At 59.7% G+C, this 23,844-nt stretch carries 17 protein-coding genes and 1 pseudogene; 6 read left to right on the top strand and 12 right to left on the bottom strand.

The window, feature by feature from the left end:
• Nucleotides 1–13 precede the first annotated feature (13 nt).
• Nucleotides 14–703 (top strand): siderophore-iron reductase FhuF, encoded by a 690-nt coding sequence (gene fhuF / locus I5S59_RS14235; protein ID WP_232239766.1) that lies wholly within the window; start codon nucleotides 14–16, stop codon nucleotides 701–703.
• 170 nt (nucleotides 704–873) lie between these two features.
• Nucleotides 874–2,934 carry a TonB-dependent receptor gene (locus I5S59_RS14230; RefSeq protein ID WP_197877188.1) on the top strand — a complete coding sequence of 687 codons (2,061 nt, stop codon included), beginning with the start codon at nucleotides 874–876 and terminating at the stop codon, nucleotides 2,932–2,934.
• A 63-nt stretch (nucleotides 2,935–2,997) separates the two neighbouring features.
• On the opposite strand, the gene I5S59_RS14225 is transcribed toward I5S59_RS14230, so the two are convergent.
• From I5S59_RS14225 to ppk2, 3 genes are all read right to left on the bottom strand, one after another.
• Entirely contained in the window at nucleotides 2,998–3,192 is a 195-nt protein-coding gene (locus tag I5S59_RS14225) for a hypothetical protein (RefSeq protein WP_197877187.1), read from the bottom strand.
• A gap of 192 nt (nucleotides 3,193–3,384) precedes the next feature.
• Entirely contained in the window at nucleotides 3,385–5,001 is a 1,617-nt protein-coding gene (locus I5S59_RS14220; protein ID WP_197877186.1) for an inorganic phosphate transporter, read from the bottom strand.
• Between the two features lie 65 nt (nucleotides 5,002–5,066).
• Nucleotides 5,067–5,984: a polyphosphate kinase 2 gene (ppk2, locus tag I5S59_RS14215; protein ID WP_197877185.1), complete on the bottom strand. Its 918-nt coding sequence runs from the start codon at nucleotides 5,982–5,984 to the stop codon at nucleotides 5,067–5,069.
• A gap of 397 nt (nucleotides 5,985–6,381) precedes the next feature.
• Between ppk2 and I5S59_RS14210 the strand changes: the two genes are divergently transcribed.
• Together I5S59_RS14210 and I5S59_RS14205 are read left to right on the top strand one after the other, a co-directional pair.
• Entirely contained in the window at nucleotides 6,382–7,401 is a 1,020-nt protein-coding gene (locus I5S59_RS14210) for a transporter (protein ID WP_197877184.1), read from the top strand.
• Between the two features lie 160 nt (nucleotides 7,402–7,561).
• A pseudogene (locus I5S59_RS14205) lies at nucleotides 7,562–8,329 on the top strand (ParA family protein); the annotation flags it as partial.
• Between the two features lie 116 nt (nucleotides 8,330–8,445).
• Here the strand turns inward: I5S59_RS14205 and acnB are convergent.
• From acnB to I5S59_RS14165, 8 genes are all read right to left on the bottom strand, one after another.
• Nucleotides 8,446–11,046 carry a bifunctional aconitate hydratase 2/2-methylisocitrate dehydratase gene (acnB, locus tag I5S59_RS14200; RefSeq protein ID WP_197877182.1) on the bottom strand — a complete coding sequence of 867 codons (2,601 nt, stop codon included), beginning with the start codon at nucleotides 11,044–11,046 and terminating at the stop codon, nucleotides 8,446–8,448.
• A gap of 552 nt (nucleotides 11,047–11,598) precedes the next feature.
• Nucleotides 11,599–12,540 carry a fimbrial protein gene (locus tag I5S59_RS14195; RefSeq protein ID WP_197877181.1) on the bottom strand — a complete coding sequence of 314 codons (942 nt, stop codon included), beginning with the start codon at nucleotides 12,538–12,540 and terminating at the stop codon, nucleotides 11,599–11,601.
• 22 nt (nucleotides 12,541–12,562) lie between these two features.
• Nucleotides 12,563–15,022, bottom strand: coding sequence for a fimbria/pilus outer membrane usher protein (locus tag I5S59_RS14190; protein ID WP_197877180.1), 2,460 nt, complete (start codon nucleotides 15,020–15,022; stop codon nucleotides 12,563–12,565).
• 235 nt (nucleotides 15,023–15,257) lie between these two features.
• On the bottom strand, nucleotides 15,258–15,938 hold the full coding sequence (locus I5S59_RS14185) for a molecular chaperone (protein WP_197877179.1): 681 nt from the start codon (nucleotides 15,936–15,938) through the stop codon (nucleotides 15,258–15,260).
• A 113-nt stretch (nucleotides 15,939–16,051) separates the two neighbouring features.
• Nucleotides 16,052–16,588, bottom strand: coding sequence for a fimbrial protein (locus tag I5S59_RS14180; RefSeq protein ID WP_197877178.1), 537 nt, complete (start codon nucleotides 16,586–16,588; stop codon nucleotides 16,052–16,054).
• Nucleotides 16,589–16,986: 398 nt separating this feature from the next.
• Nucleotides 16,987–17,955 carry an endonuclease gene (locus tag I5S59_RS14175; protein WP_197877177.1) on the bottom strand — a complete coding sequence of 323 codons (969 nt, stop codon included), beginning with the start codon at nucleotides 17,953–17,955 and terminating at the stop codon, nucleotides 16,987–16,989.
• A gap of 116 nt (nucleotides 17,956–18,071) precedes the next feature.
• On the bottom strand, nucleotides 18,072–18,374 hold the full coding sequence (locus tag I5S59_RS14170) for a DUF6124 family protein (protein ID WP_197877176.1): 303 nt from the start codon (nucleotides 18,372–18,374) through the stop codon (nucleotides 18,072–18,074).
• 349 nt (nucleotides 18,375–18,723) lie between these two features.
• On the bottom strand, nucleotides 18,724–20,247 hold the full coding sequence (locus I5S59_RS14165; protein WP_197877175.1) for a wax ester/triacylglycerol synthase family O-acyltransferase: 1,524 nt from the start codon (nucleotides 20,245–20,247) through the stop codon (nucleotides 18,724–18,726).
• Nucleotides 20,248–20,499: 252 nt separating this feature from the next.
• Between I5S59_RS14165 and I5S59_RS14160 the strand changes: the two genes are divergently transcribed.
• Complete coding sequence (locus I5S59_RS14160) at nucleotides 20,500–21,612, top strand: alpha/beta hydrolase family protein (protein ID WP_232239755.1); 1,113 nt, start codon at nucleotides 20,500–20,502, stop codon at nucleotides 21,610–21,612.
• A 42-nt stretch (nucleotides 21,613–21,654) separates the two neighbouring features.
• Complete coding sequence (locus I5S59_RS14155) at nucleotides 21,655–22,263, top strand: dTMP kinase (RefSeq protein WP_197877174.1); 609 nt, start codon at nucleotides 21,655–21,657, stop codon at nucleotides 22,261–22,263.
• Between the two features lie 86 nt (nucleotides 22,264–22,349).
• On the opposite strand, the gene I5S59_RS14150 is transcribed toward I5S59_RS14155, so the two are convergent.
• Nucleotides 22,350–23,588 carry an acyl-CoA dehydrogenase family protein gene (locus tag I5S59_RS14150; protein WP_197877173.1) on the bottom strand — a complete coding sequence of 413 codons (1,239 nt, stop codon included), beginning with the start codon at nucleotides 23,586–23,588 and terminating at the stop codon, nucleotides 22,350–22,352.
• Between the last annotated feature and the right edge of the window lie 256 nt (nucleotides 23,589–23,844).

Below are 23,844 nucleotides of genomic sequence, written 5' to 3'. Positions count from 1 at the left end.
GCCTTCAATCGCCCTGGCGCACATTGCCGACCCCGAGGCGCTGCAACCGATACTGAAGCAGTTTGCCCTGCTGTACCCGGGCGTGAACCGTGCCGCGGTGGTGTCGCAGTGGTCGATGAATTACCTGAGCATCGCCTTGCCTGCCGCCATTGCGTGTGCCCTCACGCAGCATCGCGCCATTGATTTTCGCAGCGACGACGCCGTGCTGCTGCACGATGCCGGGCAACCCCTGGCACTGCAACTGCCCGCCCAACTGCCTGCCCTGGCGCCCGAAGCGCGTGCCGCCTACTGGTCGCGGTTGATCCACGAGCACCTGGCCCCGCTGTTCGCCACCCTGGCCAACGCCGGCGGCCTGGCCCCGAAAGTACTCTGGGGCAATCTGGTGGCCATTTGGGATGGCGCTTTCGTCAGAATGGATCCCGATTTGTCCCGGGAGGGCTTTGCCGAGGCGCACCAGTGGCTGGGGCAGGTCACGGTCAATGGCGGCCGCCTGAGGCTGCGTAGCCTGCAATGGGACGTCGAGTCACCAGCGCCAGAGATCTGCCCGCGTTTGGCACTGCGCCGGCATTGTTGCCTGCACTACCAGTTGCACACCCCCGTCAAAGATGAGCCGCCCGTGCTCTGTGAGACCTGCCCGAAACTGCATCGCCTGCCTGTAGCAGAGCAGGTGAGCTACCTGCGTTACATCTATCAGGACAGCTGAGTGTCGGCCTGGCTACAACCTCGATTCCCCTCTGCATCAAATACAAATGAGACGGCTTATCAATAGTGTTTGATTAAGCGTTACTTTGCATTAGACTCGCGCAGGCTGTAGGGAAGCAGCGTTCCGGACGTAAGAAAAATCACAACATTTCGGTCACAGGGGAGCGGGGCGTGAACTTCAAAAAGAATACTGTTGCATTGGCTGTGGGGTCGGCGATCTGCCTGACTCACACGGCGTGGGCCGCTGAGCAGGCGAATACTGTCGAGATTGCCCCGATCACTGTGACCGGTGAAAAAATCAACCGCCCCCTGGAGCAAACCCAGTCCAGTGTTGCGGTGGTAACCGAGCAGCAACTGCGTGAGAAGGCCGACCATGACCTGGTCGATGTGTTCGCCCGTACACCGGGTGTCTACAACCAGGCCGGCAACGAAAACTGGGGCATTCGCGGTGTACCGGTCTCCGGTTTCGATGACCAGGGCCCGGCCACGCTCAACGGTGCGGTCTCGGTGTTTGTCGACGGTGCCCAGCAGCCCAACCGGGCGCTGACGCTTAGCCCGATGCCCTTGTGGGATGCGGAGCAGGTCGAGGTGTTCCTTGGCCCGCAATCCACCACCCAGGGCCGCAACTCGCTGGCCGGTGCGGTGGTCATCCAGACCCGGAACCCGACCTTCGAACCGACCTTCTCGGCGCAAACCAACGTCGGCAACTACGGGGAGTACGGCGCGGCGGTGGCCGGGGGCGGCGCGATCGTCGACGACAAGATCGCCGGGCGCCTCGCCGTCGACTATCAGGAAGGTGACGGCTATATCGACAACATCGCCACCCACGATGACGCCAACCCGCGCCGCACCAGCAACGCCCGCGGCAAGCTGCTGGTGCTGCCCAACGACGACACCGAAGTGCTGTTGAGCTATGCCCACGGCGAACACCGTCAGGGCGACCGCTCGGTGATGCGTGAGAACGACAAGGTCCGTTACTACAAGATCTCGTCCAACACCAAGGCGTTCGACAACCTCAAGCAGGACACCGTCAGCGCCAAGATCGACTACCGCCTGGACGATAACTGGTCGCTGACCAGCCTGACCGCCAACACCAGCTCCGACTACAGCGCACGCCTGGACTTCGACCAGACGGCCGATGACAACCAGGTGATCCTGCGCAAGCAGGACGGCGACCTGTTCAGCCAGGAGTTGCGCCTGAACTACGCCTCGGACACGGTCAAGAGCTTCGTCGGTGCCTACTATGGCCACAACACCAACAACTTCCACGACCGGTTGTTGTTCGATGACGAGCTGTTCGGCACCGCCAAGGGCGATACGACCATTGAAAACCAGGCGGTGTTTGGCGAAATCAACTGGACCTTCGCGCCACGCTGGACACTGATTACCGGGCTGCGCTACGACCACGAAACAAACGATACCGATATCGACCAGGACGATTTCTCCAGCCCTGGTGACGTCAGCAAGTCGTTTGACGCGGTGTTGCCAAAGCTCGGAATCGACTACGAGCTGGCTGCAGGCCAGTACCTGGGGTTCATGGTGCAGAAAGGTTATCGCGGCGGTGGCGTCAACGTCCGGGCTGGCGGCGGTCACGAGTCGTACGATCCGGAATACACCACCAACTACGAGCTGTCGTACCGCGGGTCGTTCTTCGACAACACGCTGCGTACCCGTGCCAACCTGTACTACACCGACTGGAAGGACCAGCAGGTCAGCGTGCTCGACCCCAACACCGAGTTCGTCCACGTGTTCAACGCTGGTAGCAGCGACATCAAGGGCCTGGAAGTGGTCGTCGAAAAAGACCTCGGTGAACAGCTGACGCTGAACGCCGGTGCTGCCGTCACCGATGGCAAGTACAAGGACTTCGTTACCGGCGACGGCAGGGACATGAGCGGCGAGTCGTTCCTCTATGCGCCCAAGTACAAGATGTCGGTGGGCGCTACCTACCGCTGGAATGACCGTCTGACCGTCAACAGCGATGTCACCTACCAAGGCACCACCCCGTCGGAATACGAGTTCGACGCGGACGGGCAGGTTACCGATGAGCGCAAAAGCGACAATTACTGGCTGGTCAACTTCAACACGGAATACAAGGTCACCAAGAACGTCGCGGTGTCCGGTTTCGTGAAGAATGCCTTCGACAAGGAATACATCACTAACAATCGCGGCGGCGACGTCATTGATGTCGGTGCGCCGCGTACAGTCGGGCTGGTGTTGCGTTACGACATGTAAAGCGCTGGATGCGGGGAAGCCATTCCCCGCAACCGCTGGCGGGGTATCAACCCTGAACGGGTATCAGTCCTCATCATCCGGCACGACATCCGTCACCATGACGCGTGCATGCGCGCTGAGTTCGTCTTCCATGCGCAAGCCGAAGTAACGAGAGTCGTTGGCATCCCAAAAGGCCTCTACCTGCGCCATGGATGCATTGTTAAGCAGCACCTCGGCACTGTGTTCCAAGATGATTGAGTAACGTCTTTCGGTATTCATTGAAAAAGGGGCTCGCAACGGCTGAGTGAGGAGGCTGATGGGGAACCAGCAATGGCACCATTATGCCGCCTCTCCGGTTTTCGACCGCAACCACTCATCGAATCAGTGAAATTTGGCATGTCACTGGTCTGTCAGGCTTTTTTTCCATCCTTCAGCCGCTGCTCTGCAACGCTACAGACGCTTGAACACGCCCTAGAACAGCTTGGTCAGCAACCAGTACAGGCTGCCGGACAAGAGGATCGCGGCGGGGAGGGTCAACACCCAGGCCATCAGCAGGTTACACACCGTGCGCCACTGCAGGCCTGAGCCGTTCGCCGCCATGGTGCCGGCCACGCCCGAGGAGAGTACCTGGGTTGTGGAGACGGGCAGGCCATACAGGTCGGCGGCGCCGATGGTCAGCATGGCGACGGTTTCCGCCGAGGCCCCCTGGGCATAGGTCAGGTGGGTTTTGCCGATTTTTTCCCCTACGGTGACCACGATGCGCTTCCAGCCGACCATGGTACCCAGCCCCAATGCGATGGCCACGGCAACCTTGACCCACAAGGGAATGAAGTGCGTGGCATCGTCGATCTGCTTCTTGAACGCCTGCAGTTTGCTCGAGGTGTCGGCATCGAAGTTGACCACCTTGTCCTTGTCCATCAGGCGAATGGCTTCGGAGGTCAGGTACATGTCGTTGCGCACGTTGGCCATGGCCTCTGCCGGTACGCGCGCCAGTGAACCGTAGCCTTTGACCTGGGCACCGATCTGGCCGGTGAGGGCGGCAAGTGCAGGCACCAGCTCGGCGCTGGGCTGCTTGCTGCGCACGTATTCCGACAGAATCGCCCGAGGATCGGCCGGTGCCGGCTGGTTCGCGCCGCGCAGCAGTGCCTGCTGGGTAACCTCGGCAACGGCGGCGAACTGCGTGGCCTGGCCTTCGGGCATGGTGCGGTTGAGCGCATAGGCCATCGGCAGGGTACCGATCAGGATCAGCATGATCAGGCCCATGCCTTTTTGCCCATCGTTGGAGCCATGGGCAAACGACACACCGGTGCAGGTGATGATCAGCATCATGCGAATCCACCACGGTGGTGGCGTATCGCCTTTGGGTGCTTTGTACAGCGCGCGGTTTTTCACCAGCAGGCGCAACGCCAACAGCAGCAAGCCGGCGCACACGAAACCGACCAATGGCGACAGCAGCAACGAATAGCCGACCTTGGTCGCCTGGGCCCAATCAACGCCGCTGGTGCCATCGCGACCGTGCATCAGGGCATTGGCGACGCCCACACCGATGATCGAGCCAATCAAGGTATGCGAGGAGGAGGCCGGCAGGCCCAGCCACCAGGTCCCGAGGTTCCAGATGATGGCCGCGATCAGCAGGGCGAAGACCATGGCGAACCCTGCGGTGGAGCCCACCTGCAGGATCAGCTCCACCGGCAGCAAGGCGATGATGCCGAAGGCCACCGCGCCGCTGGAGAGCAGCACGCCGAGAAAGTTGAAGCACCCCGACCAGACCACGGCAAAGTGTGCCGGCAGGGAGTTGGTGTAGATCACCGTGGCGACGGCGTTGGCGGTGTCGTGAAAGCCGTTGACGAACTCGAAGCCGAGGGCAATCACCAGGGCCAGGCCCAGCAATAAGAACGGCGTCCAGGTCGTTACCACGGTGTTGGCGTCATCGACATCCTGCAGCAGGCTGTAGGCGCAGAACAGCAAGCCCAGCGCGAGGATGGCGAAAAACACGGTGGAGGCGAACTTGCCAGGCTTGTGGGTGAGGGCGGGGCGCTGCACGCCAGTGTCAACGGCAGGCTCTGCGGCCAGGGTGTTGGTGTCCATAGCGAGATTCCGATGTGGGGATATAACCGCCAACGGTCGACGGCATTGGGGGCGTCCAGTCCGGCTCAGTACACTTCAGGGACGATCAGCTCCGGCGGCGTGGGCGTGCGGGCGTAGTCCTTGTGACGCATGCGCGAAGGCAGCTCCACCCGCGGTTGCTCGACTTCCTCGTACGGCATCTGTTCAAGCAGGTGGTGGATACAGTTGAGGCGCGCCGCTTTTTTGTCGTCGGCCTGCACCACCCACCAGGGGGCTTCCTGGATGTGGGTGCGTTCGAGCATGACTTCCTTGGCTTTGGTGTAGGCCTCCCAACGGCGCCGCGACTCCAGGTCCATGGGGCTGAGCTTCCATTGTTTGAGCGGGTCGTGAATGCGGCTGAGAAACCGCAGGTGCTGCTCCTGGTCGGAGATCGAAAACCAGTACTTGATCAGCTGAATGCCGGAGCGCACCAGCATCCGTTCGAACTCCGGGACGGTACGAAAGAACTCTTCGTACTGATCATCGTTGCAAAAGCCCATCACCCGCTCGACACCGGCGCGGTTGTACCAGCTGCGGTCGAACAGGACGATCTCGCCCGCAGCCGGCAGATAAGGCACGTAGCGCTGGAAATACCACTGGGTACGTTCCCGGTCGTTCGGTGCAGGCAGCGCGGCGACCCGGCAAACGCGCGGATTGAGGCGCTGGGTGATGCGTTTGATTACACCGCCTTTGCCTGCGGCATCGCGGCCCTCGAACAGGATCACGACTTTGTGGCCGGTCTTGACCACCCAGCTCTGCAGCTTTACCAGTTCACCCTGCAAGCGGAACAGCTCGCGAAAGTAGCGGCGCCGGGCTTCTTTCTCCGGGGAGTCCGGGAGGTCATGATCGAACAGCTCATCCCAATGGCTGGCATCTTCGCTGAGTTCCAGCTCGAGCTCCTCGTCGCCGTGATCGATCAGCTCACGATGAATCCGCTGGACCAGCACGTCGTTGGTGAAGATCATTGGCGCGCCTCTGCAGGTGGTGTAAGGAAATGTTACGACTGTACTGTGGCAGCCCGGTGACAGCGGCTGAGCCCTGTTTGCGGGCGCCTGAGGGCGGGAGGGAGTGAGGGCTGCGGGCTAATGCCAGTCAGTTAAGCCTCAACGCTTGTAATTAGGGCTGCTCTGCAGCCCATCGCAGGCAACGTCTGCCCCACCCGTAGGAGCGAGGCTTGCCCGCGAAGAACGATGACGCGGTGTAGCAGCTCAATCGCAGCGCCTGGTTCGCCGGCAAGCCTGGCTCCTACAGGTGGCGCGCGCGCCCCCTTGGGCCTAACTGATCGGCATTGGGGCTGCGGGCTGTCATTGAAGTTTCATTTGCCGCGCGCAACATCGACTTACCCGTTGAATGCGAGCCCGTATGAGCCTTACCGGTTACCCCGCTCACCAGGAGCATGACCTCTACGGTCTGTTGTATGGTTTTGTCTTCCGCGCGGGTGAGCCCGGCCGGGAAATCGACTCGGCGCAAGCCCTGCGATGGATGGCAGCGCCTCGCGATCCGGATGAATTCCTCTGGCTGCACCTCAACCTTGCCCACGCCGCGTGCGAGCGCTGGATGAAATCCCATTTGGGATTGCCGCAATCATTTTTCGAAACCCTTCGCGAAGGCTCGCGTTCGACACGCATCGAGTACGTGGACAGCGCCCTGTTGGCGGTGGTCAACGATGTGGTGTTCAACTTCGGCATGATCTCGTCGGATGTCTCGACCCTGTGGGCGTGCGCCAGTAACCACCTGTTGGTCAGCGCCCGGCTGCAGCCCCTGCATTCGGTGGACAAACTGCGCTCTTCGGTGAAGCTGGGCGAACTGTTTCATTCACCCCTGGAGTTGCTGGTTCATCTGTTGCGCGACCAGGGCGACCTGCTGACGCAGATCGTGCGGGAAACCAGCATGAGCGTTGACCGCATCGAGGACCAGTTGCTGTCGCAGCGCCTGAGTGACAACCGCGCAGAGCTGAGTGCCATGCGCCGCGTGCTGGTGCGGCTGCAGCGGTTGCTGGCGCTGGAGCCGGGCTCGTTGCTGCGGTTGCTTAACCGGCCACCGGAATGGCTGCAGGAGCAGGACATGCGCCAGCTGCGTGCGGCCACCGAAGAGTTCTCGCTGATCATCAGCGACCTTGTGGCCTTGGGCGAGCGCATCAAGCTGCTGCAGGAAGAGGTCGCCGCCAAGCTCAACGAGCAGAGCAACCGCACGCTGTTCACCCTCACCGTGGTCACCGTCCTGGCATTGCCCATCAACATTATCGCGGGCTTCTTCGGCATGAACGTCGGCGGTATTCCCTTGGCCGATGACCCTCACGGTTTTTGGGTGCTGGTTGCTTTGGTAGCGACCTTTACCGTGCTGGTGGGGCGTTGGGCCTTTCGCAAGCGTGCCGAGTATTGACACCGCTTCAGCAGCGGCTACCTGTGGGTTGGACAACCTGACGTTCACGGCTATGGTAAGTGGATCCAATCGTCTTAAAAGTGAAACATATCGGTCATATCATTGACCTGATTTCTTCATCTTCTTTAGTCGGCCACAGCCGTTTTGGACTTCATGCCTTATGCGTCGTGTCGTATTCAATCAGAAGGGAGGCGTTGGCAAATCCAGCATCGCCTGCAACCTGGCCGCTGTCAGCGCTGCCGAAGGCTACCGCACTTTGTTGGTCGATCTTGACCCCCAGGCGAACTCGACTCACTACCTCACCGGTTTGACCGCAAGCGCGATTCCCTCGGGCATTGCCGATTTTTTCCGGCAGACCCTTTCAAGCGGGCCCATCAGCAAGAACAGCCGTGTTGCGATCACCGAAACCGCGTACGACAACCTTCACCTGGTCACCGCGTGTCCTGACCTCGCGGACTTGCAATCGAAGCTTGAGAGCAAATTCAAAGTCAACAAACTGCGAAAGCTGCTGGTGGAACTGTCCGCTGACTACGACCGCATCTATATCGATACGCCACCTTCGCTGAACTTCTACACGTTCAGCGCCTTGATTGCTGCCCAAAGCCTGCTGATTCCATTCGACTGCGACAGTTTTTCTTTACAGGCGCTGCGCCGGGTAATCGCCCAGGTGGATGAACTTCGCCAGGATCACAACGCGTCGTTGCAGGTAGAAGGCATCGTGGTCAATCAGTTCAGCCGCACCACCTTGCACCACGCGCTGATCGAATCGCTGCGTGAAGAAGGGTACCCCGTGCTGCCGGCCTACCTGAGCAGTTCCATCAAGATGCGCGAGTCTCATGAAGTCTCCGTACCGATTGTTTACCTGGCCCCACAACACAAGCTTTCGTTGGAGTTTGCAGACTTGCTGGATGTGCTCGAGCAAGGCGCTTTATCGACGCACTCGCTGAACCTGGATCGATACGGGACGCTGTATTCGCTGGCGCGCGCTCATAAAAAAAGCGCCGACAGTCTTGTCGGCGCTTTGCAAGGGCAACGCTTTACGAATTACGCCTGAACCACCGCAATCCTGGCGCTTTCGGCCGCTTCACGGAACTCGGCGATCTGGTCGAAGCTCAGGTAGCGGTAAACGTCGGCCGCCATGCTGTCGATGTTCTTCGCGTAGGCCATGTACTCTTCGCCGGTTGGCAGCTTGCCCAGGATCGAGGCAACGGCAGCCAGCTCGGCCGAGGCCAGGTACACGTTGGCACCATCGCCCAGACGGTTGGGGAAGTTGCGGGTCGAGGTCGACACCACCGTCGAGTTCGCCGCCACACGTGCCTGGTTACCCATGCACAGCGAGCAGCCTGGCATTTCCATGCGCGCGCCGGCCCGGCCGTAGATACCGTAGTAGCCTTCTTCGGTCAGCTGATGGGCATCCATCTTGGTCGGCGGCGCCAGCCACAGGCGGGTCGGCAGCGAGCCTTTGACCTTTTCCAGCAGCTTGCCGGCAGCGCGGAAGTGACCGATGTTGGTCATGCACGAACCGATGAACACCTCGTCGATCTTCTGACCCTGAACGGTCGACAGCAGCCGCGCGTCGTCCGGGTCGTTCGGCGCGCACAGTACAGGCTCTTTGATGTCGGCGAGGTCGATCTCGATGACCTCGGCGTATTCGGCATCCTTGTCGGCTTCCAGCAGCACCGGGTTGGCCAGCCAGGCTTCCATCGCTTGAGCGCGGCGCTCCAGGGTGCGCGGGTCGCCGTAGCCTTCACTGATCATCCAGCGCAGCAGGGTGATGTTCGAGCGCAGGTACTCGGCAATGGCCTTTTCCGGCAGCTTGATGGTGCAACCGGCAGCGGAGCGTTCGGCCGAGGCGTCCGACAGTTCGAACGCTTGCTCGACGGTCAGCTCGTCCAGGCCTTCGATTTCCAGGATGCGACCGGAGAAGGCGTTGATCTTGCCTTTCTTCTCGACGGTCAGCAGGCCCTGCTGGATCGCGTAATAAGGAATGGCATGAACCAGGTCGCGCAGGGTGATGCCCGGTTGCAGCTTGCCCTTGAAGCGCACCAGTACCGACTCCGGCATGTCCAGCGGCATGACGCCGGTGGCGGCGGCGAAGGCGATCAGGCCGGAACCGGCCGGGAACGAAATGCCGAGCGGGAAGCGCGTGTGCGAGTCACCACCGGTGCCGACGGTGTCCGGCAGCAGCATGCGGTTCAGCCAGCTGTGGATGATGCCGTCGCCCACCTTCAGGGACACGCCGCCGCGGGTGCGGATGAAGTCCGGCAGGGTGTGGTGGGTGGTCACATCCACAGGCTTTGGATAGGCCGCGGTGTGGCAGAACGACTGCATCACCAGGTCGGCAGAGAAGCCCAGGCACGCCAGGTCTTTCAGCTCGTCACGGGTCATCGGCCCGGTGGTGTCCTGGGAACCGACGGTGGTCATCTTCGGTTCGCAGTAGGTGCCAGGGCGTACGCCGGTGACACCGCAGGCTTTACCGACCATTTTCTGCGCCAGGCTGTAGCCCTTGCCGGTGTCGGCAGGCTGCTCCGGTTTCTTGAACAGGTCGGACGCTGGCAGGCCCAGTTCGGTACGGGCTTTTTCGGTCAGGCCACGGCCGACGATCAGCGGAATACGGCCGCCTGCGCGGACTTCGTCGAGCAGCACCGGGGTTTTCAGGCCGAAGGTGGCGATGACCTCGTCGCTGCCGTGCTTGCAGACTTTACCGGCGTGCGGGTACACATCGATCACGTCGCCCATGTTCAGGTTCGACACGTCGAACTCGATCGGCAGGGCGCCAGCGTCTTCCATGGTGTTGTAGAAGATCGGCGCGATCTTGTTGCCGAAGCAGAAGCCCCCGGCGCGCTTGTTCGGCACGTACGGAATATCGTCGCCGAAGAACCACAGCACCGAGTTGGTTGCGGATTTACGCGAGGAACCGGTACCGACCACGTCACCGACGTAGGCGACCGGGAAGCCTTTGGCTTTGACGGCTTCGATCTGCTTGAGCGGGCCGACGGCGCCTGGTTGCTCAGGCACGATGCCGTCACGGGCCATTTTCAGCATGGCCACGGCGTGCAGCGGGATGTCCGGGCGCGACCAGGCGTCCGGGGCAGGGGACAGGTCGTCGGTATTGGTTTCGCCCGGAACCTTGAACACGGTCAGGCTGTACTTCTCTTCGATCGCCGGGCGGGCGGTGAACCATTCGCCGGCAGCCCAGGATTCCAGCACGGCCTTGGCGTAGGCATTGCCGGCCTTGGCTTTTTCGGCAACGTCGTGGAACGCGTCGAACATCAGCAGGGTGTGCTTCAGTTGCTCGGCGGCAACGGCCGCCAGCTCGGCGTCATCCAGCAGTTCAACCAGGGTGGCGATGTTGTAGCCGCCCTGCATGGTGCCCAGCAGCTCTACCGCGCGCTTCTTGTCGATCAGCGGGGAAGTGGCTTCGCCCTTGGCGACAGCCGAGAGGAAACCGGCCTTGACGTAGGCGGCTTCGTCCACGCCTGGCGGCACGCGGTTGGTGATCAGCTCGACGAGGGTTGCTTCTTCGCCAGCAGGGGGATTCTTCAGCAGCTCGACCAGGCCTGCGGTTTGTTCGGCGTTGAGTGCGAGGGGCGGCAGGCCTTCTTCGGCGCGCGCTTGTAGGTGGCGGGCATAGGCTTCGAGCACGGGTGATCTCCTGCAGGGGCGTACGGTATGTAAAAAGCAGGGGCAGGTGCTTGGCACTTGAGAGTGACCACTGACAAGACCACCAAAAACCGCCTGCCCCTGCTGAAATCTGTTTTGTTGACACATTGGCAAGCAATGCGCGAAATCTAAAGGATAGAAAGCGACAATACAACAGGATTGTCGACACATTGCTGTGATCTATCCGTTTGCAGGGGGGCTGAAGGCTCTGTTTGGGGGCTGTCGATTGAACGGGGCTGTTTGGCGAAGTCGACTGTCGACAAATGGCGGAGAGTAGTGTGCATCGCCAAAGGAGTACAAATGTACTCCTTTGGAGTAGACTGAAGGGAGAGCAACGTATTGAGTTCTGCGGGTTTGCTGAGTGTTCCGAGCAAATGCTGGGGCAGGCAACCGTTGTTGAAACCGGGCATCAACTTGCCTAATACCCGACGTTTAAGCGTTAGTTGTAGACAGCGGTGAAGTCGCCGACAGCCATCGCCTCACCTGCCGTCACGGCGTCGTTAGTAGCAACGTACTTGTCAGCAAAGTAGGGCGTCAATTATACGTCATGGTAAAAGTGGCCGTGCCGTTCGCTCTGCCTGCCTTGATGCGAGGGCTGGTCTGATAGTACTGAGCATTAAATTCAACATCGAAATTGCCGTTAATTGAAGTTGTTCCTGCTTCGGTCTCAACACCAAAATTTACTGGCGCATCATTTCGCGTCAACTTTATTGCCACTCCGGTAGCACTGTTAGTGATTGGGTTAAGACTCATTACGCCAGGAACACCGGGGAGCTGAGTTGCGTCAATTTTATATTTGACCTTCGTGCCGGCGAAACAGCTCATAGGAATACTGAATTCGACGGGGTTTGTTACGGACCCCACGCCGGTGAATTCATCACGATCTGTGGTACCCATTGGTACATTAATCCTAGTAGAGCGGACGTCACACGCCGTGGTCCTGAAGTAATTACTACCAAGCTTCCCCCTCATAAATTCGGTACGCCCTAAGCTATTCAGAACGTGAAAGAGGATATCACTAGTAGGATTCAGCTGTCCTTCTGGCCGTTCATTGGATATTTTTACCAGAGTCAATTTGACTTTATCTATACTAACTTTGCCTATGGGGAGTGGTTGATCAATTGACATAAATCCGGTTACGGATCCTTCAGTAATCTCAACAATAACACCAACTCCCGGAACACTGGTTATGTAAGCATTAGGCACTGTGTCGGACTTGCCCAGACCAGCACCATAAAAAACTTCAAGACTATTACTGCCCGAGCAATTAAGTTTTAAAGATGGTGTCGATACCTCTACTTCGCCGAATATGTGCCCGATAGGCTGACCCGCTTCACTTAAAATTCTCCCTACCGTAAGCTCAGGAAATGACATGGCTCCGCCTGAACTACGATCAAAACTGCAATCGGCCCATGCTGAAGCTGAAAAAAGCAAAGCCGTAGATAAAGTCGCGAGACTCACAATAATTTTTTTCATTTAACTGATCTCCAATGCCTGCTTAACGGCAAGCAGCGTTGAATGTTGCTATCGATGGCACGGCGTCTTTCGCAGGTAAGGTAAAGTCCGCCTGGCATTGCTGGTTGTTCGCATTGCCCCAGCTGACATTCACTTTGCCTTGATCCGGCACGCCACTCAGGTAGACCTCGCCCTTGGCGCCGACGATGCCGTTGTTCTCCAGGGCACCGTCCTCCTGCACGAGGGTGGCAGTGGCACCAAAGGGGACGGGTTTACCCTGATAGGTAAGGCTCATCAGCACGCGGCTGCCGACGCGGGTTTTAAAGTCAGCCAGCACCACGGCGCCCTTGGTGGGGATGACCGTCTGGGTATTGACTTCCATGTCGACATCGTCTGGCAGCGTTTCGCTGTCCAGCGCTACGCGGTTTTTGCGATAGGTGGTGACGTAAGGCACCACGGCGTAACCACGCGAATCGGTGCGTACGCCGGTGCTGTTGTGCACCTTCGCATCCGCGGCACCCGGTGCACGGACCAAGGCAATGGTTTCGCCCTGGGCCTGGGAGAAGGTGACGCCATACGGGTGGGCCACGATTCCGCCCTTGACCCCGTAGTTAACCTGCTGCGAGTTGCTGTCGTAGTTGTAGCCAGCCTGGGCTTCGCCAAGCGCGCCCTTGTAGCTGGCGCTGGCACTGCCGCTGGTACCGCCACCCTGACTGGCATGGCGCTGTTGCACGTTGTAGCTCAGGTTGTCATCCGCCAACGCGGTGCCGGCCAGGCCCACGGTGTGGTTGGTGTTGCCTTGCTTGCTGGTATTGAGGTTGTAGCTGGCCCAGGCCCTTGGCAGCACTTTTTCCAGCGGTATCTGTACGCTAACCGACAGCTGTTGGTCCTTGCTGTTGCGACCTTCGTAGGCGGGGGCCTGGCTGTAGGTGTAGTCCACCCCGTAATGTATGCCGTTGTGGTTGACGTTGTAACCGGCGCTCACGCTGCGCTCGTAGCCCTTTTTGCCCCAGAAGTCCTGCTGATAGCCGTTGACATAGAAATTGCCTTTATCGCCCAGGGACTGGCTGACGTTGACCTGTGCCCTGCTGCGTTTGTTATAGGTACGGCGCCAGTCGTTGAAATTGTCAGGATCAATTTCATTGGCCTCTTGAAAGTCGAAGTAACCACTGGTGGAGTAACGGTAACTGCCCAGGGTAAAGCTGGTGCCGGTGGCTACGATATCCTTGGAGTACTGAGCGCGATAGGACTGACCTTTGTGTCTGGAACCATCACGCAACTCGGCTTTGGACTGGGTCACGTCAGCAGACACAGAGCCCCAATCGCCAAAGCCACGGCCGATACCCACGCTGCTGGCGGAATAGTTGCCCGATACCAGCAGGCCACCGTACAAGGTGGCGTCAACCGGCGTGCCATAGATCACCGAGCCCTGGGCAAAGCCGGGCGTGCTGGCGGTGCTGGCCGAGGAACGGTATTCACCGGCGGTCAGGCCGTATTTCAGGCGCCCTTCGCGCACCATCACGGGCACCGCAGAAAACGGCTGCACGGAGCGGCGCTCGGTACCGTCGGCCTCGGTGATGGTGATTTCCATGTCGCCACTGGACGCAGTGGGGTACAGGTCGGTAATCGCAAAGGCACCGGCCGGCACGTAGGTCTGATAGATGATGTAGCCGTTCTGCCGCACGGTGACCTGGGCGTTGCTCTGGGCAATACCGCGCACCACGGGTGCAAAGCCTTTCAGGCTATCGGGAAACATGTTGTCGTCCGACGTCAGTTGCGCCCCGCGAAATTGCACGCTGTTGAACACATCGCCAGGTGTCGAACTGTCACCCAGGGTCAACTGGCCCTTTAACGCGTGAATATCGCGCTGGGCGTAGCTGTTGACATTGTTCCAGACGCTGGTGTCGTTGCTCTGGCTGTAGGTGGAGTAGTTGCGCAGCCGCCAGGCACCCAGGTTCAAGCCGCTGCGCAGGTTCAGGTAATAGCTGCTGTCGGTGCCGGAACGGTTGTTGTGTGACGTAGTGGCGCCACTGAAGCTGTAGTTCAACAGCCCTGCAGTCAGCCCCTGGTCCCAGTTGCTGGGGTCTACATAGCCGCGGGCCTCTGCGTTCAGGGCCGCTTGCGGAATGCTGATGTCCAGGCGTTGCTTGCCGAAGGTGAACCGGGTGAAGGCGTCTGGAATGTAGTCCTGCAACTGGGTAATGGTTTGCGTCTCCGGCAACTGTTGAAGCGCCGGGAAGGCTTCGACCTTGACACCCATGTCTTTTAATTGCTGCGCGGTCAACTCGGGTTGTAGCGTACCGTCGACATCGACAAAGTTTACCTCGCGAGTATCGAGTTGGCTGTCGTTGAAATAAATATCAACCCGGTAGGTACCAGGAAGTTGCCCACTCGCGCTTGCGAAATGCCCAAGGTCGAGAGCCGGCTGGCCAGGCTCAGTCATTTCCAGCGCGTTTGGGTCAAAATAATCTTCCGCCACTGCCAGGGCAGGTTGCACACACATACCCAGCAAGATCTGGCTTGCTATTAATGTCGCCAGGCGAGTGGGGGTAAAGGCAGGGCTTCGACCACGCGCTTTAATCGATGGAACCGAATTCAAAGAGTAGTGTTTCATTTCAATAAACTCCACTTGATATTAATGCGCGCAAGCCAGCCCACCCCCCCTATGGCTGCGGGCAGTTATTCCAGCGGTTTGGTAGCTAATTTAAAAAACAGATACAACGACAGCGGCGAGCAGGTCAGAGCGGTGCACTGGCTTCTTCGGAAACACCGCCATAATCATTGATTGCTTTCCACTTGACGGCGCCAGACGCCCCGGCCGGAATGGTCCAAGACAATGAACTTTGTGGCGCGACCATGCCCGCGTCCTTGATCTTGTCTTTGCCCACGCTGAGATCACTGAAAGAAACGTGGTAAGGCGTTGGGTTATCAACTTTCAACGTGTTGCCGATACGACTGAACTTCAGAAGCTGATAAGCGTTACCGGCCTCGCCAGTCAAACCGGCCGGACGGTAAAACAGTTTGATGGTGGTTTTAAGCGAAAACTGCAGTTGATTGGCATCGGTTTTTTTCGACGCGGGAATCGACTTGATATTGAGCCAGAACACGGACTCTTTGTCTTCGCTAAGGTTACCGCCGGTACGGATGATCCGCAGTGAATTCTCCTGCTCCGGATTAAGCCGGAACAGCGGTGGCGTGACGATGAACGGCGCCTTCTGGGCAGCGCCGGTTGACCTGTCTTCGACCCACGACTGAATCAGGAAAGGCGCGTCTTTTTCCGAGTTTTTTACAGAGATGGAAGATTCTTTTTTCGAACCGTCAAACACCACGCGGGTGCCACCGACAACTACACCGGCCCACGAAGTCTGGGCGATACTCAACAGCAAACCGGAGATTAAAAAGGGCTTGAGCCAACGCATCAGTAATTTCTCCTTGAACTGCACCCTCTTGCCGGATTGTTTGTGCAAAAGGGTGCGGTTCGATCAAGCAGTTAGACGGGATATCAAATGGGTTGATAGCCGACTGTTAAGGCTTAGTTGTACTTGATGGTGAAGTCGGCGTTAGCGTTTGCGAGACCTGCAGCGACGGTGGCGCCAGTAGCCACGTACCGGGCAACAAAATTCAAGGGGTTATCGACAGTTTCTGCAAGGGGTTTGGCGGACGACGCACCAGTATTCAATGCAATTGGGGTAGTGCCGTCTTCTTCAAAGAAGCCGATTGCTACACCCGTTGCATGTTGACTCGAACCTGTCCCTTTGGTCAGCCCCAGCAAACTGCTGTCGTCGTCATCGGCTACGCCGCTAAAAGTGATACTGGCAGTAGTAATGGCGGCTGGGCAATCGTTTACCGTAATATTGACCGCCTGGGGTGCGGTTTTATGGCCGGGTGTACTGAAGGCATCAGGACTGAAGGTACCCATAGCCACAGCCACAGTTCCAGAGCCTGTGGCAACTTTGCAAGTTGTGGCGGAAATGGCACCAGTAAAATTAATGGTACCGTCAGCGGCGTTGGCCATGCTTGCAAAAGCGGAGCTAGCCAGAATTGCGGCGGCGATCAAACTCTTTTTCATAATGAATATCCTTCAAGTTAAGTCGATGTTTGCGTTTGGCTTGCCTTGCAATGCAAGTACTGGGCTCTGCACTTAAACGCCACATCTGATAGTTACGTACATTGGGGGTTGGAGTGCTTCTTGTCCTGCTAAGAAGTGCGCGAATTATGGATATCCAAGACAGAATGTTGCAGAGGGGAATTCTGCCTAGCCTGTAGGAAAACTCTTACTTGATGAGTGATGGCAGGAACAAAAGCGAGCGATTATGCAACTTAAGTGTTGCTGATAGAGGAGGGAAATTGCAGTCGGCAAGCGCACGCTGTGGCGCGCAGCCTCTTGTCGGTTGAGGGGGCGGCAATCGCGCTGGCCGCGCTGCTCAGGCCTGGCCTGGCAAGATTGCCGCCTTCAATGGTTGGCCGTTACCTGCAGTTGCCTGCCTTGCGATAACCCGCCGCCTGCGCTTCGGATTCGGAGGCGAACGACACCTGGTTTTTCGCAGACACCTGCGCATAGCCAGGGCAGCCATTGGCAAGGTGGTAGACGTGGCTTTTCTGGTTGCCGATGATCGCACCGCTGGCAGCGGTTGCACTGGCCAGGGTGGGTTTTGCAGCGGGTTGTGCGGCGCGCGCCGGTACAGCACTGACGATACCGTCACCCACCGGCGTGTACCCGGCTGTCCAGCGGCGTTGGCCGGTCACGAACGGGTTGGAGTGCCCCATGATGGCGGCGATACGACGATCGCGCTCTTTTTCCCAGGCGGTTACCGGGTGCTGCTTGTCCCACGCCATGAGCACCTGTTGCTGCTGACGGGACATGCTCAGCTTGTAGCGGTCGAACATATAGAAGGTCGTTCGAGCGACCAGGCCTTTCACCTCGTCACGCGGTTCGGCGGTTTTCTGCTCGAAGTCGATCTTTGTCGTGCACTGGCCGTATTGGCGGGCAACCCCGGCGTTCATGCCGTAGTTGAAGTTGCTGCGGTCACCGTTCACTTCGCCTACCGAGGGGTACAGGTTGAACAGGTTCGCTTCCATGGCACGGAACACCGGGTCTTCGTCCACGCAGTGTTCGCGCCCGCCGTTCTGCCAGCACTGGCGCTGGTGGCCGAATGTCCAGGCCGGCACGATGTGTTCCCACTCGGTTCGCTCGGCGCGGCTTTGCTGTTTGCGTGTTTCATAGCCACAGGAGCCCGGGTCGACGCGGCCACCGGATTTGCCTACCCAGGTCCACTTGCAGCCACAGTAAAGCTCGCCCATGGCGCTGTTGGCCTGGTCGAGGTAAACCTTCTGCTTGGCGATGACCTTGGCTTCTGAGAATGTCGCGGGCGGCGAGGCGAGGGCGGGCGTCGCGACGCACACCATCAGGGATAAAACAGACAGCAGCTTTTTCATGAATCAAATCATTGGCTTAAGGGTTACACAGTGTAACCCTTCGCGCTTGTGCGCCTATGCCTTTGATTGGGCTCGGTTTCCCTGGGGCGCCAGCTGGTGGGCATGTGAATAATCGGTTAGTGGGGGGTGAATATCCGTTTCACGCCAACGCCATCGAGCACGGCATCGATCAGCGCACGCGCCGCCTCGATCTGCAGGCCGGCACCGCACACCAGGGAGCGGTCATTGAGCGTGAGGTGATCAGCCGCATCGCTGACCGTCGCCTCGGCACATTGCAGCAGGTGGCAGGCATGCAGCAGCGCTTCTTCGGCGGGAATGCCGGCGCGGACAGTGAACATGCGAAGGGTGCCGAACGGGGTGTCGGCGGTGGTGGCTTTGGGAAGATCGAAGGTGGGTGGATCGGGGACGAGCTTTTTCATGGTTGACCTCAAGTTATGAAGCCGCCACGTCTCGCTGCTAAACGAAAAGGTGGCAGCTGTACGCGGGTTAGCAGACCGGTAACTCGAGGAACCCGGCGCACCCGAAGGCGCCCCACGTACAACCGCCATATAGCGTTGTGCCGTTGACATCGAGTATTGAGCCGGACTGCTAAATCCGATCGCTGGATTTTCCAGTGACGGCAGCAGCCTAGGGTCACAAAGGTCGCGGCACAACAGCTCAACGGCGCCGGAAGTATGATTCAGAACGGTCCGACAGAAAACGCCTACAGCATCTCGATTTTTCGCAAATGCCTGTGGGCGTAGCGCCTGTGTTGATGACCGTTCGCCGTTAGCGCAATGGTTGCTCGTCGACCTTCTGCGCGGCAGCTTTGCGGGCAACGCGCCTTGCTTTTACGGGCTTGGCGGCCTCGGCGCTGGCTGCCTGAAGCGCCACAGCCTGCATTTCCTCGTAAGAATCCTTCAGGCATTGCGCGAGAAAATCCGGGTCGGGCACCACGTTCGGTGAGCTGGTCAGCGAGATGAACATCTTCCCGCAGTAGCTGGTGGGGTTCCAGATCAGCGACAGGCCATCCACCAGCGGGCCAACGCCGCACCAGTACACAAGCTTTGCGCCGAGCATGTACAGCGGCACATTCGGCCCCGGCACGTTGGTGACCATGCAGTTGTGCAGCACCACCGGGCCTTTGCCGCCCATGCCCATCAGCGTCGCCAGGCGGCCGGCAAGCCCCAGGGTGGCCGGGGGTGCGAATTTTTGCAGGTTGGTCAGGTCGTTGGCACCCACTGCATTCTGGATCGCTTTCGATTGCGACGTCGCGGCCTGCAGCGCTTGCAGGCGTTCGAGCGGGTTTTCGATATCGGTGCGCAGCGGGAAGGTGAGCATCGATACGGTGTTGCCGGCGGCGACGGATTCAGTGCCCTGACGGGTGTTGACCGGTGCCAGGGTCACCAGCGACTTCTCCGGCAGTTCATCGTTTGCCATCAGGTAACGCCGCATCGCACCGCCGACCATGGCCAGCACCGCATCGTTGACGGTTGCCCCGGGCACCAGGTTTTTGATCTGTTTCACCACGGCCAGGTCGAGGGTGACCGAATCCCACACCCGACTGGACGTCACGTTGCTGTTGAAACGCGTGCGCGGTGCGCCGCCTTCGGCGCCAAGCACCGAGCGCGCGACTTTCTGCAGGCTGGCAATGGCCAGCTTGGGCAATACCCGGGCCAGCGGCAGTGCCATGCGCGCGGAGGCGGTGAGGTTGTCGGTGAGCATGCGGTTTACCGTGTCGAGCACGCCCCAACGCTGCGCCACCCGGGACGCTGCCGGGGCGTTGTCGACCACCGCCACGGGTTTGCCTTGCGCACCGGCCAGATCGTGCAGGGCCCAGGTCAGTTCGGCAGCCGCCGCGCCGTCCATGGCGGCGTGGTGCGACTTGGTCAGGATGGCAAAGCTGCCCTTGGGGATGCCTTCGATGTTGTCGAGCCCCTCGATCACGTACATCTCCCAGGGCGCCCGGGACAAGTCCACCGAGCGTGCATGAATACGTGACACCAGGATGCAGAACTGGCGCCAGTCACCCGGCTTGGGCAGGGCGAAATGGCGCACGTGGAAATCGATGTCGAACAGGTCGTCTTCCACCCAGTACGGATAGCCCAGGCCGAACGGCACCTGGATGATCTTGCGCTTGAACACGGGCGAGACGTCGAGGCGATCCGAAATATGCTGGACGATCTGCCGAAAGCCGAGCCGCTGCCCCTCAACCGTGGACTGATCGTAGATATAGATCATGGTGCAGTGCGACGCAGCATGGGGACGGTCGACCTTGAGGAACAGGGCATCTTGCCCACTGAGTTTGCTCATCGTTAACGCGCTCGCAAGGTGGTGGCGGAGTGGCGCAGATTCAGCGATCTGCCGTTGCCCCGTCCCCCTGCAAATGGGGGGGCATTTGCGGCCGACCGGGTCTTTAAGCTGGACGCTATCGGAGGGTCTTGTGCGCGCCGCCGGGGCGCACCTGCTGACTCCCGCCCGGGGAGGGAATCGTGCGTGTGGCGTAAACAACAGTGCGTGAATGAGGAAGGGCCAGGGGCTGTTCGCGGGCCCTGGTGGGAGTGCTTGTCCGAAAACTTCTGGCGGCAGGCCGACGGTACCGAACTGGATGCCAGGCACCGTTTGAAGGTACATGGCACGGCGGCCATCGAACGGGTAATGCGCACCTCGTTGTCGGCCACGGTGGCGGCAACTGCGCTGGCCACGCTGTCGAAGCCGGGTCTGCTGCAGCGTGAGTTCGACGCATTGCGCTTTTACGAACCGCTGGCCCGCGCGGCAGACGCCTCGCAGGTATTTTTGCCGCCGCCAAAGGACATTGTCATTTCAGAACAGGCGTTGCCTGGCAACGACATCCGGCGTGTGCAACTGCGTTTCGCCAGCCCGTTCAAACCACTCAATCCCTTCGCCCGCCCGCAGTTCGAGGCCATGCAGCGCAATGCCTTTGCCCATGCCCAGCACTGGTGCCATGGCGACCGGCCGCGACCGACGCTGATCGTCATCCACGGCTTCGCCGCCGACCCGCACTGGCTCAATGCGCATGCGTTGTCGCTGGCTGATTTCTATGAGCGGGGCTATGACATCCTGCTGTTTACCTACCCGCACCATGGTCGGCGCGCAGAGCGCAGCGACTGGTTCAGTGGCCAGGGGCTGTTCGGCAGCGGGCTGGTGGGCTTCAACGAGGCGCCGCTGCATGCGATCCACGACCTGCGGGTGTTTATCGACTACCTACAGGCGCGTGGTGTCGAGTCTATCGGCGTGACCGGCATTTCCCTCGGCGGCTACACCGCGGCACTGCTCGCTGCCGTGGACGATCGCCTGGCCTGGTGCATACCGATCGTGCCTGCGGTCAGCCCGGTCGATGTATTCCTTGAGTGGCAGCCCACCGGTGTTCTGCTCGCGCGCATGATGCGCAAACAGGGCCTTGGCGTGGCTGAAATGCGCGGGTTACTGGCCGTGCACAACCCGCTGACCTACGCCCCGCGCCGGGACGGTGAGCGCATGCTGATCATCGGCGGCGCCGGCGACCGGGTCACCATGCCCCGGCACCTGCGGCTGCTGCACCAGCATTGGCCGGGTAGTGCGTTGCACTGGTTTCCTGGCAATCACGTTGTGCATTTGGGGCGCGGGGAGTATCTGGCGTGTATGGGGGCGTTGATGGACCGGTATTGCGCAAACTAGGTTAGAGTGCGCATCCATTTCTGTACCTGCGTTATGTGAAAAATGAATCGCTCGCTGTTTGTTTCGCTGGATGGGCCCAAGGGGACCGGCAAAACCACACTGTTGGAGGCCGTTACGAAAGTACTGCGGGCAGACAACAAGAAGGTGATCCGCCTGTGCGAGCGAAAAAGCGATCCCTACCGGGCTGAAACCATGGCCCTCGTCAACCGGTTCGTCAGAAACCCCAGCCGGGAACTGGAGCTGGGGGTGTGTGAGCGCTTTGCCGATAGCCGCACCTGGATTTCCCGGCACGTACTGCCAAAGCAGCCGCCCGGCAGCATCATCCTGATCGATCGCTGGTACCCGTCGGAGGCCGCGTTTCGCAGGTTGGTGCCGTTTGCAGAGATTCTGCAACTGAACCTTGAAAGGAACGTGCAGGTGCCCGACCTGCATGTAGGGGTTGTCACCGACCCCGAGGTTTCATGGGCGAGGGCGGCTGCGCGAGCGCGTGGGCTGAGCAGTACGGTGATGCACACGCTGGAGGAGCATGTGGCCAGTACGCAGGCGTTCGAGCAAGCGAGTGCCGATCAGGGTTGGGTGTTGTGCCGCAATGAAGGCACGATTGAAGACGCGACCCTGCAGGTGGTTGCCGAGATCTACGGCGTGCTTTGACGTCTTGCAAGCCGCACTGCGGCGATCAGTGATGCCTTGATCGCCGAGGACACATGCCTGGGTGGCTTGAAAGCGCATTGCACTGTTCAGCCTTTGACCACGCCTACCCGCCACTGCGCTGGTGGCAGCAAGCCGTTGACCAGGTAGTTGCCGACGATGCGCGACTTGTACACCCGCGGGTTGTGATTGGCCAGTGTGCGAGCATTGCGCCACAGACGGTCGAGCGCCTTGTTGCTGGCGGTGGCGCTGGCGCCCAAGGCATCAAACAATGCAGTGGTCGCTGCAAGCGTCGCATCGACGACGGGGTTGACCGCCAGGCACACCTCCAGCTCCGCTTGGGCGACCTGTAGATCGTCATCGTTCAGGGGCTGCTCATGGCTTATCACGTACTGTGCCGTGCGCTCCAGGCGCTGCGCGGCCTGCTGGGCAATGGCCTGCGCAGCGTAAGCCTGGCTGGCGACTTCACCAATCACTTGCAGCAGTTGCACATCCTGGGCGGCGACATCGGCGTTGCCGGTAGAAAACGTCCGGGCCCGCTTGCTGAGTTCATCGGCGCCGCTCAGCGCCGCGCGCCGGGCGATGCCCGCGAGGGTGCTGAGGTGATAGAGCTGAAAGAAGGATTGCCCGTAGGCAAAGCGTTGGTCGGTGGGCCGCAGCTCATCTTCCACCCGCGCGTTATCGAAAATGCAGGTGCCGCTTGCGGTCAGCCGCTGGCCGAAACCATCCCAGTCATCCAGGATCTGTACGCCGGCGGTTTTAAGGTCGACCACGGTGGTGTACAGCGTGCCGTCTTCACCGGTACCGGTGATGTTGATCAGGTCGCTGTATAGCGCGCCCGTGGTGTAGAACTTTCTGCCGCTGATGCGCAACGCACCGTCATCGTCGCGATGGATGCGTGTTTCAAACTCGCCTCGGGTCTGATTGCCGACTTCGGTAATGCCTGGCGAGAGCAGGGCGCCCTGGCTGAGTTTATCCAGCCACTTCGCCTGCCAGGCTGGATGCTTCGAGGTGAGCACGTCTTCGCAAAAACCGAAATGCCCGCGCAGTGCCTGGGTAATGTTTGAGTCCGCTGCGGACAACTCCGTCAACAGGGTCAGCAGTTCAACCAGCGTCGCATCGTGGCCACCATACGCGGCAGGCAGGCGCCAACGCAGCAACCCCAGGGCGTTCAGTTGCTGGATGACGTCGGCAAGGTTGCTGCGTGAGCGGTCAGCCTCGGCGGCCTGTGCGGCGATTTGCGCAAAAAGCGGGCGAAACGGTGCGGCCAGTTGTTCATAACGGGCTGTCGGGGCTACACCCCAGATATTCAACTCAGGATTAGGCATGCAATCGACCTTGCTGGGCGTGCGCAGCGTAATGTGCTAGCGCCGTAATGATTGAGATAGACGTGTGGCCCAGTGGTCTGGTGATGTAACCCTAACTCAGGGTCGGAAAAATTTTTAATACGAAAAACAGCTATCGAACTGCTGTAATGTTCTATTGCTATTCCTTAAAAGTATTGTTGGCCGCGCTTTTATTGCGTTAGCTTTTAAACACGCCACACTTGGCGACCGATAACAATCTCCTCTCTCAACACCAGAC

This window comes from Pseudomonas alkylphenolica (genome assembly GCF_016009175.1).
Classification (GTDB): domain Bacteria; phylum Pseudomonadota; class Gammaproteobacteria; order Pseudomonadales; family Pseudomonadaceae; genus Aquipseudomonas; species Aquipseudomonas alkylphenolica_B.
This window is presented reverse-complemented; position numbering and strand designations above follow the sequence as displayed.

Excerpts from the sequence above, each read along its gene's own strand:
- I5S59_RS14225 (WP_197877187.1), bottom strand. The coding sequence starts at position 3,192 with ATGAATACCGAAAGACGTTACTCAATCATCTTGGAACACAGTGCCGAG.
- I5S59_RS14220 (WP_197877186.1), bottom strand. The coding sequence starts at position 5,001 with ATGGACACCAACACCCTGGCCGCAGAGCCTGCCGTTGACACTGGCGTG.
- ppk2 (WP_197877185.1), bottom strand. The coding sequence starts at position 5,984 with ATGATCTTCACCAACGACGTGCTGGTCCAGCGGATTCATCGTGAGCTG.
- I5S59_RS14210 (WP_197877184.1), top strand. The coding sequence starts at position 6,382 with ATGAGCCTTACCGGTTACCCCGCTCACCAGGAGCATGACCTCTACGGT.
- I5S59_RS14195 (WP_197877181.1), bottom strand. The coding sequence starts at position 12,540 with ATGAAAAAAATTATTGTGAGTCTCGCGACTTTATCTACGGCTTTGCTT.
- I5S59_RS14190 (WP_197877180.1), bottom strand. The coding sequence starts at position 15,022 with ATGTGTGTGCAACCTGCCCTGGCAGTGGCGGAAGATTATTTTGACCCA.
- I5S59_RS14185 (WP_197877179.1), bottom strand. The coding sequence starts at position 15,938 with ATGCGTTGGCTCAAGCCCTTTTTAATCTCCGGTTTGCTGTTGAGTATC.
- I5S59_RS14180 (WP_197877178.1), bottom strand. The coding sequence starts at position 16,588 with ATGAAAAAGAGTTTGATCGCCGCCGCAATTCTGGCTAGCTCCGCTTTT.
- I5S59_RS14175 (WP_197877177.1), bottom strand. The coding sequence starts at position 17,955 with ATGAAAAAGCTGCTGTCTGTTTTATCCCTGATGGTGTGCGTCGCGACG.
- I5S59_RS14170 (WP_197877176.1), bottom strand. The coding sequence starts at position 18,374 with ATGAAAAAGCTCGTCCCCGATCCACCCACCTTCGATCTTCCCAAAGCC.
- I5S59_RS14165 (WP_197877175.1), bottom strand. The coding sequence starts at position 20,247 with ATGAGCAAACTCAGTGGGCAAGATGCCCTGTTCCTCAAGGTCGACCGT.
- I5S59_RS14155 (WP_197877174.1), top strand. The coding sequence starts at position 21,655 with ATGAATCGCTCGCTGTTTGTTTCGCTGGATGGGCCCAAGGGGACCGGC.
- I5S59_RS14150 (WP_197877173.1), bottom strand. The coding sequence starts at position 23,588 with ATGCCTAATCCTGAGTTGAATATCTGGGGTGTAGCCCCGACAGCCCGT.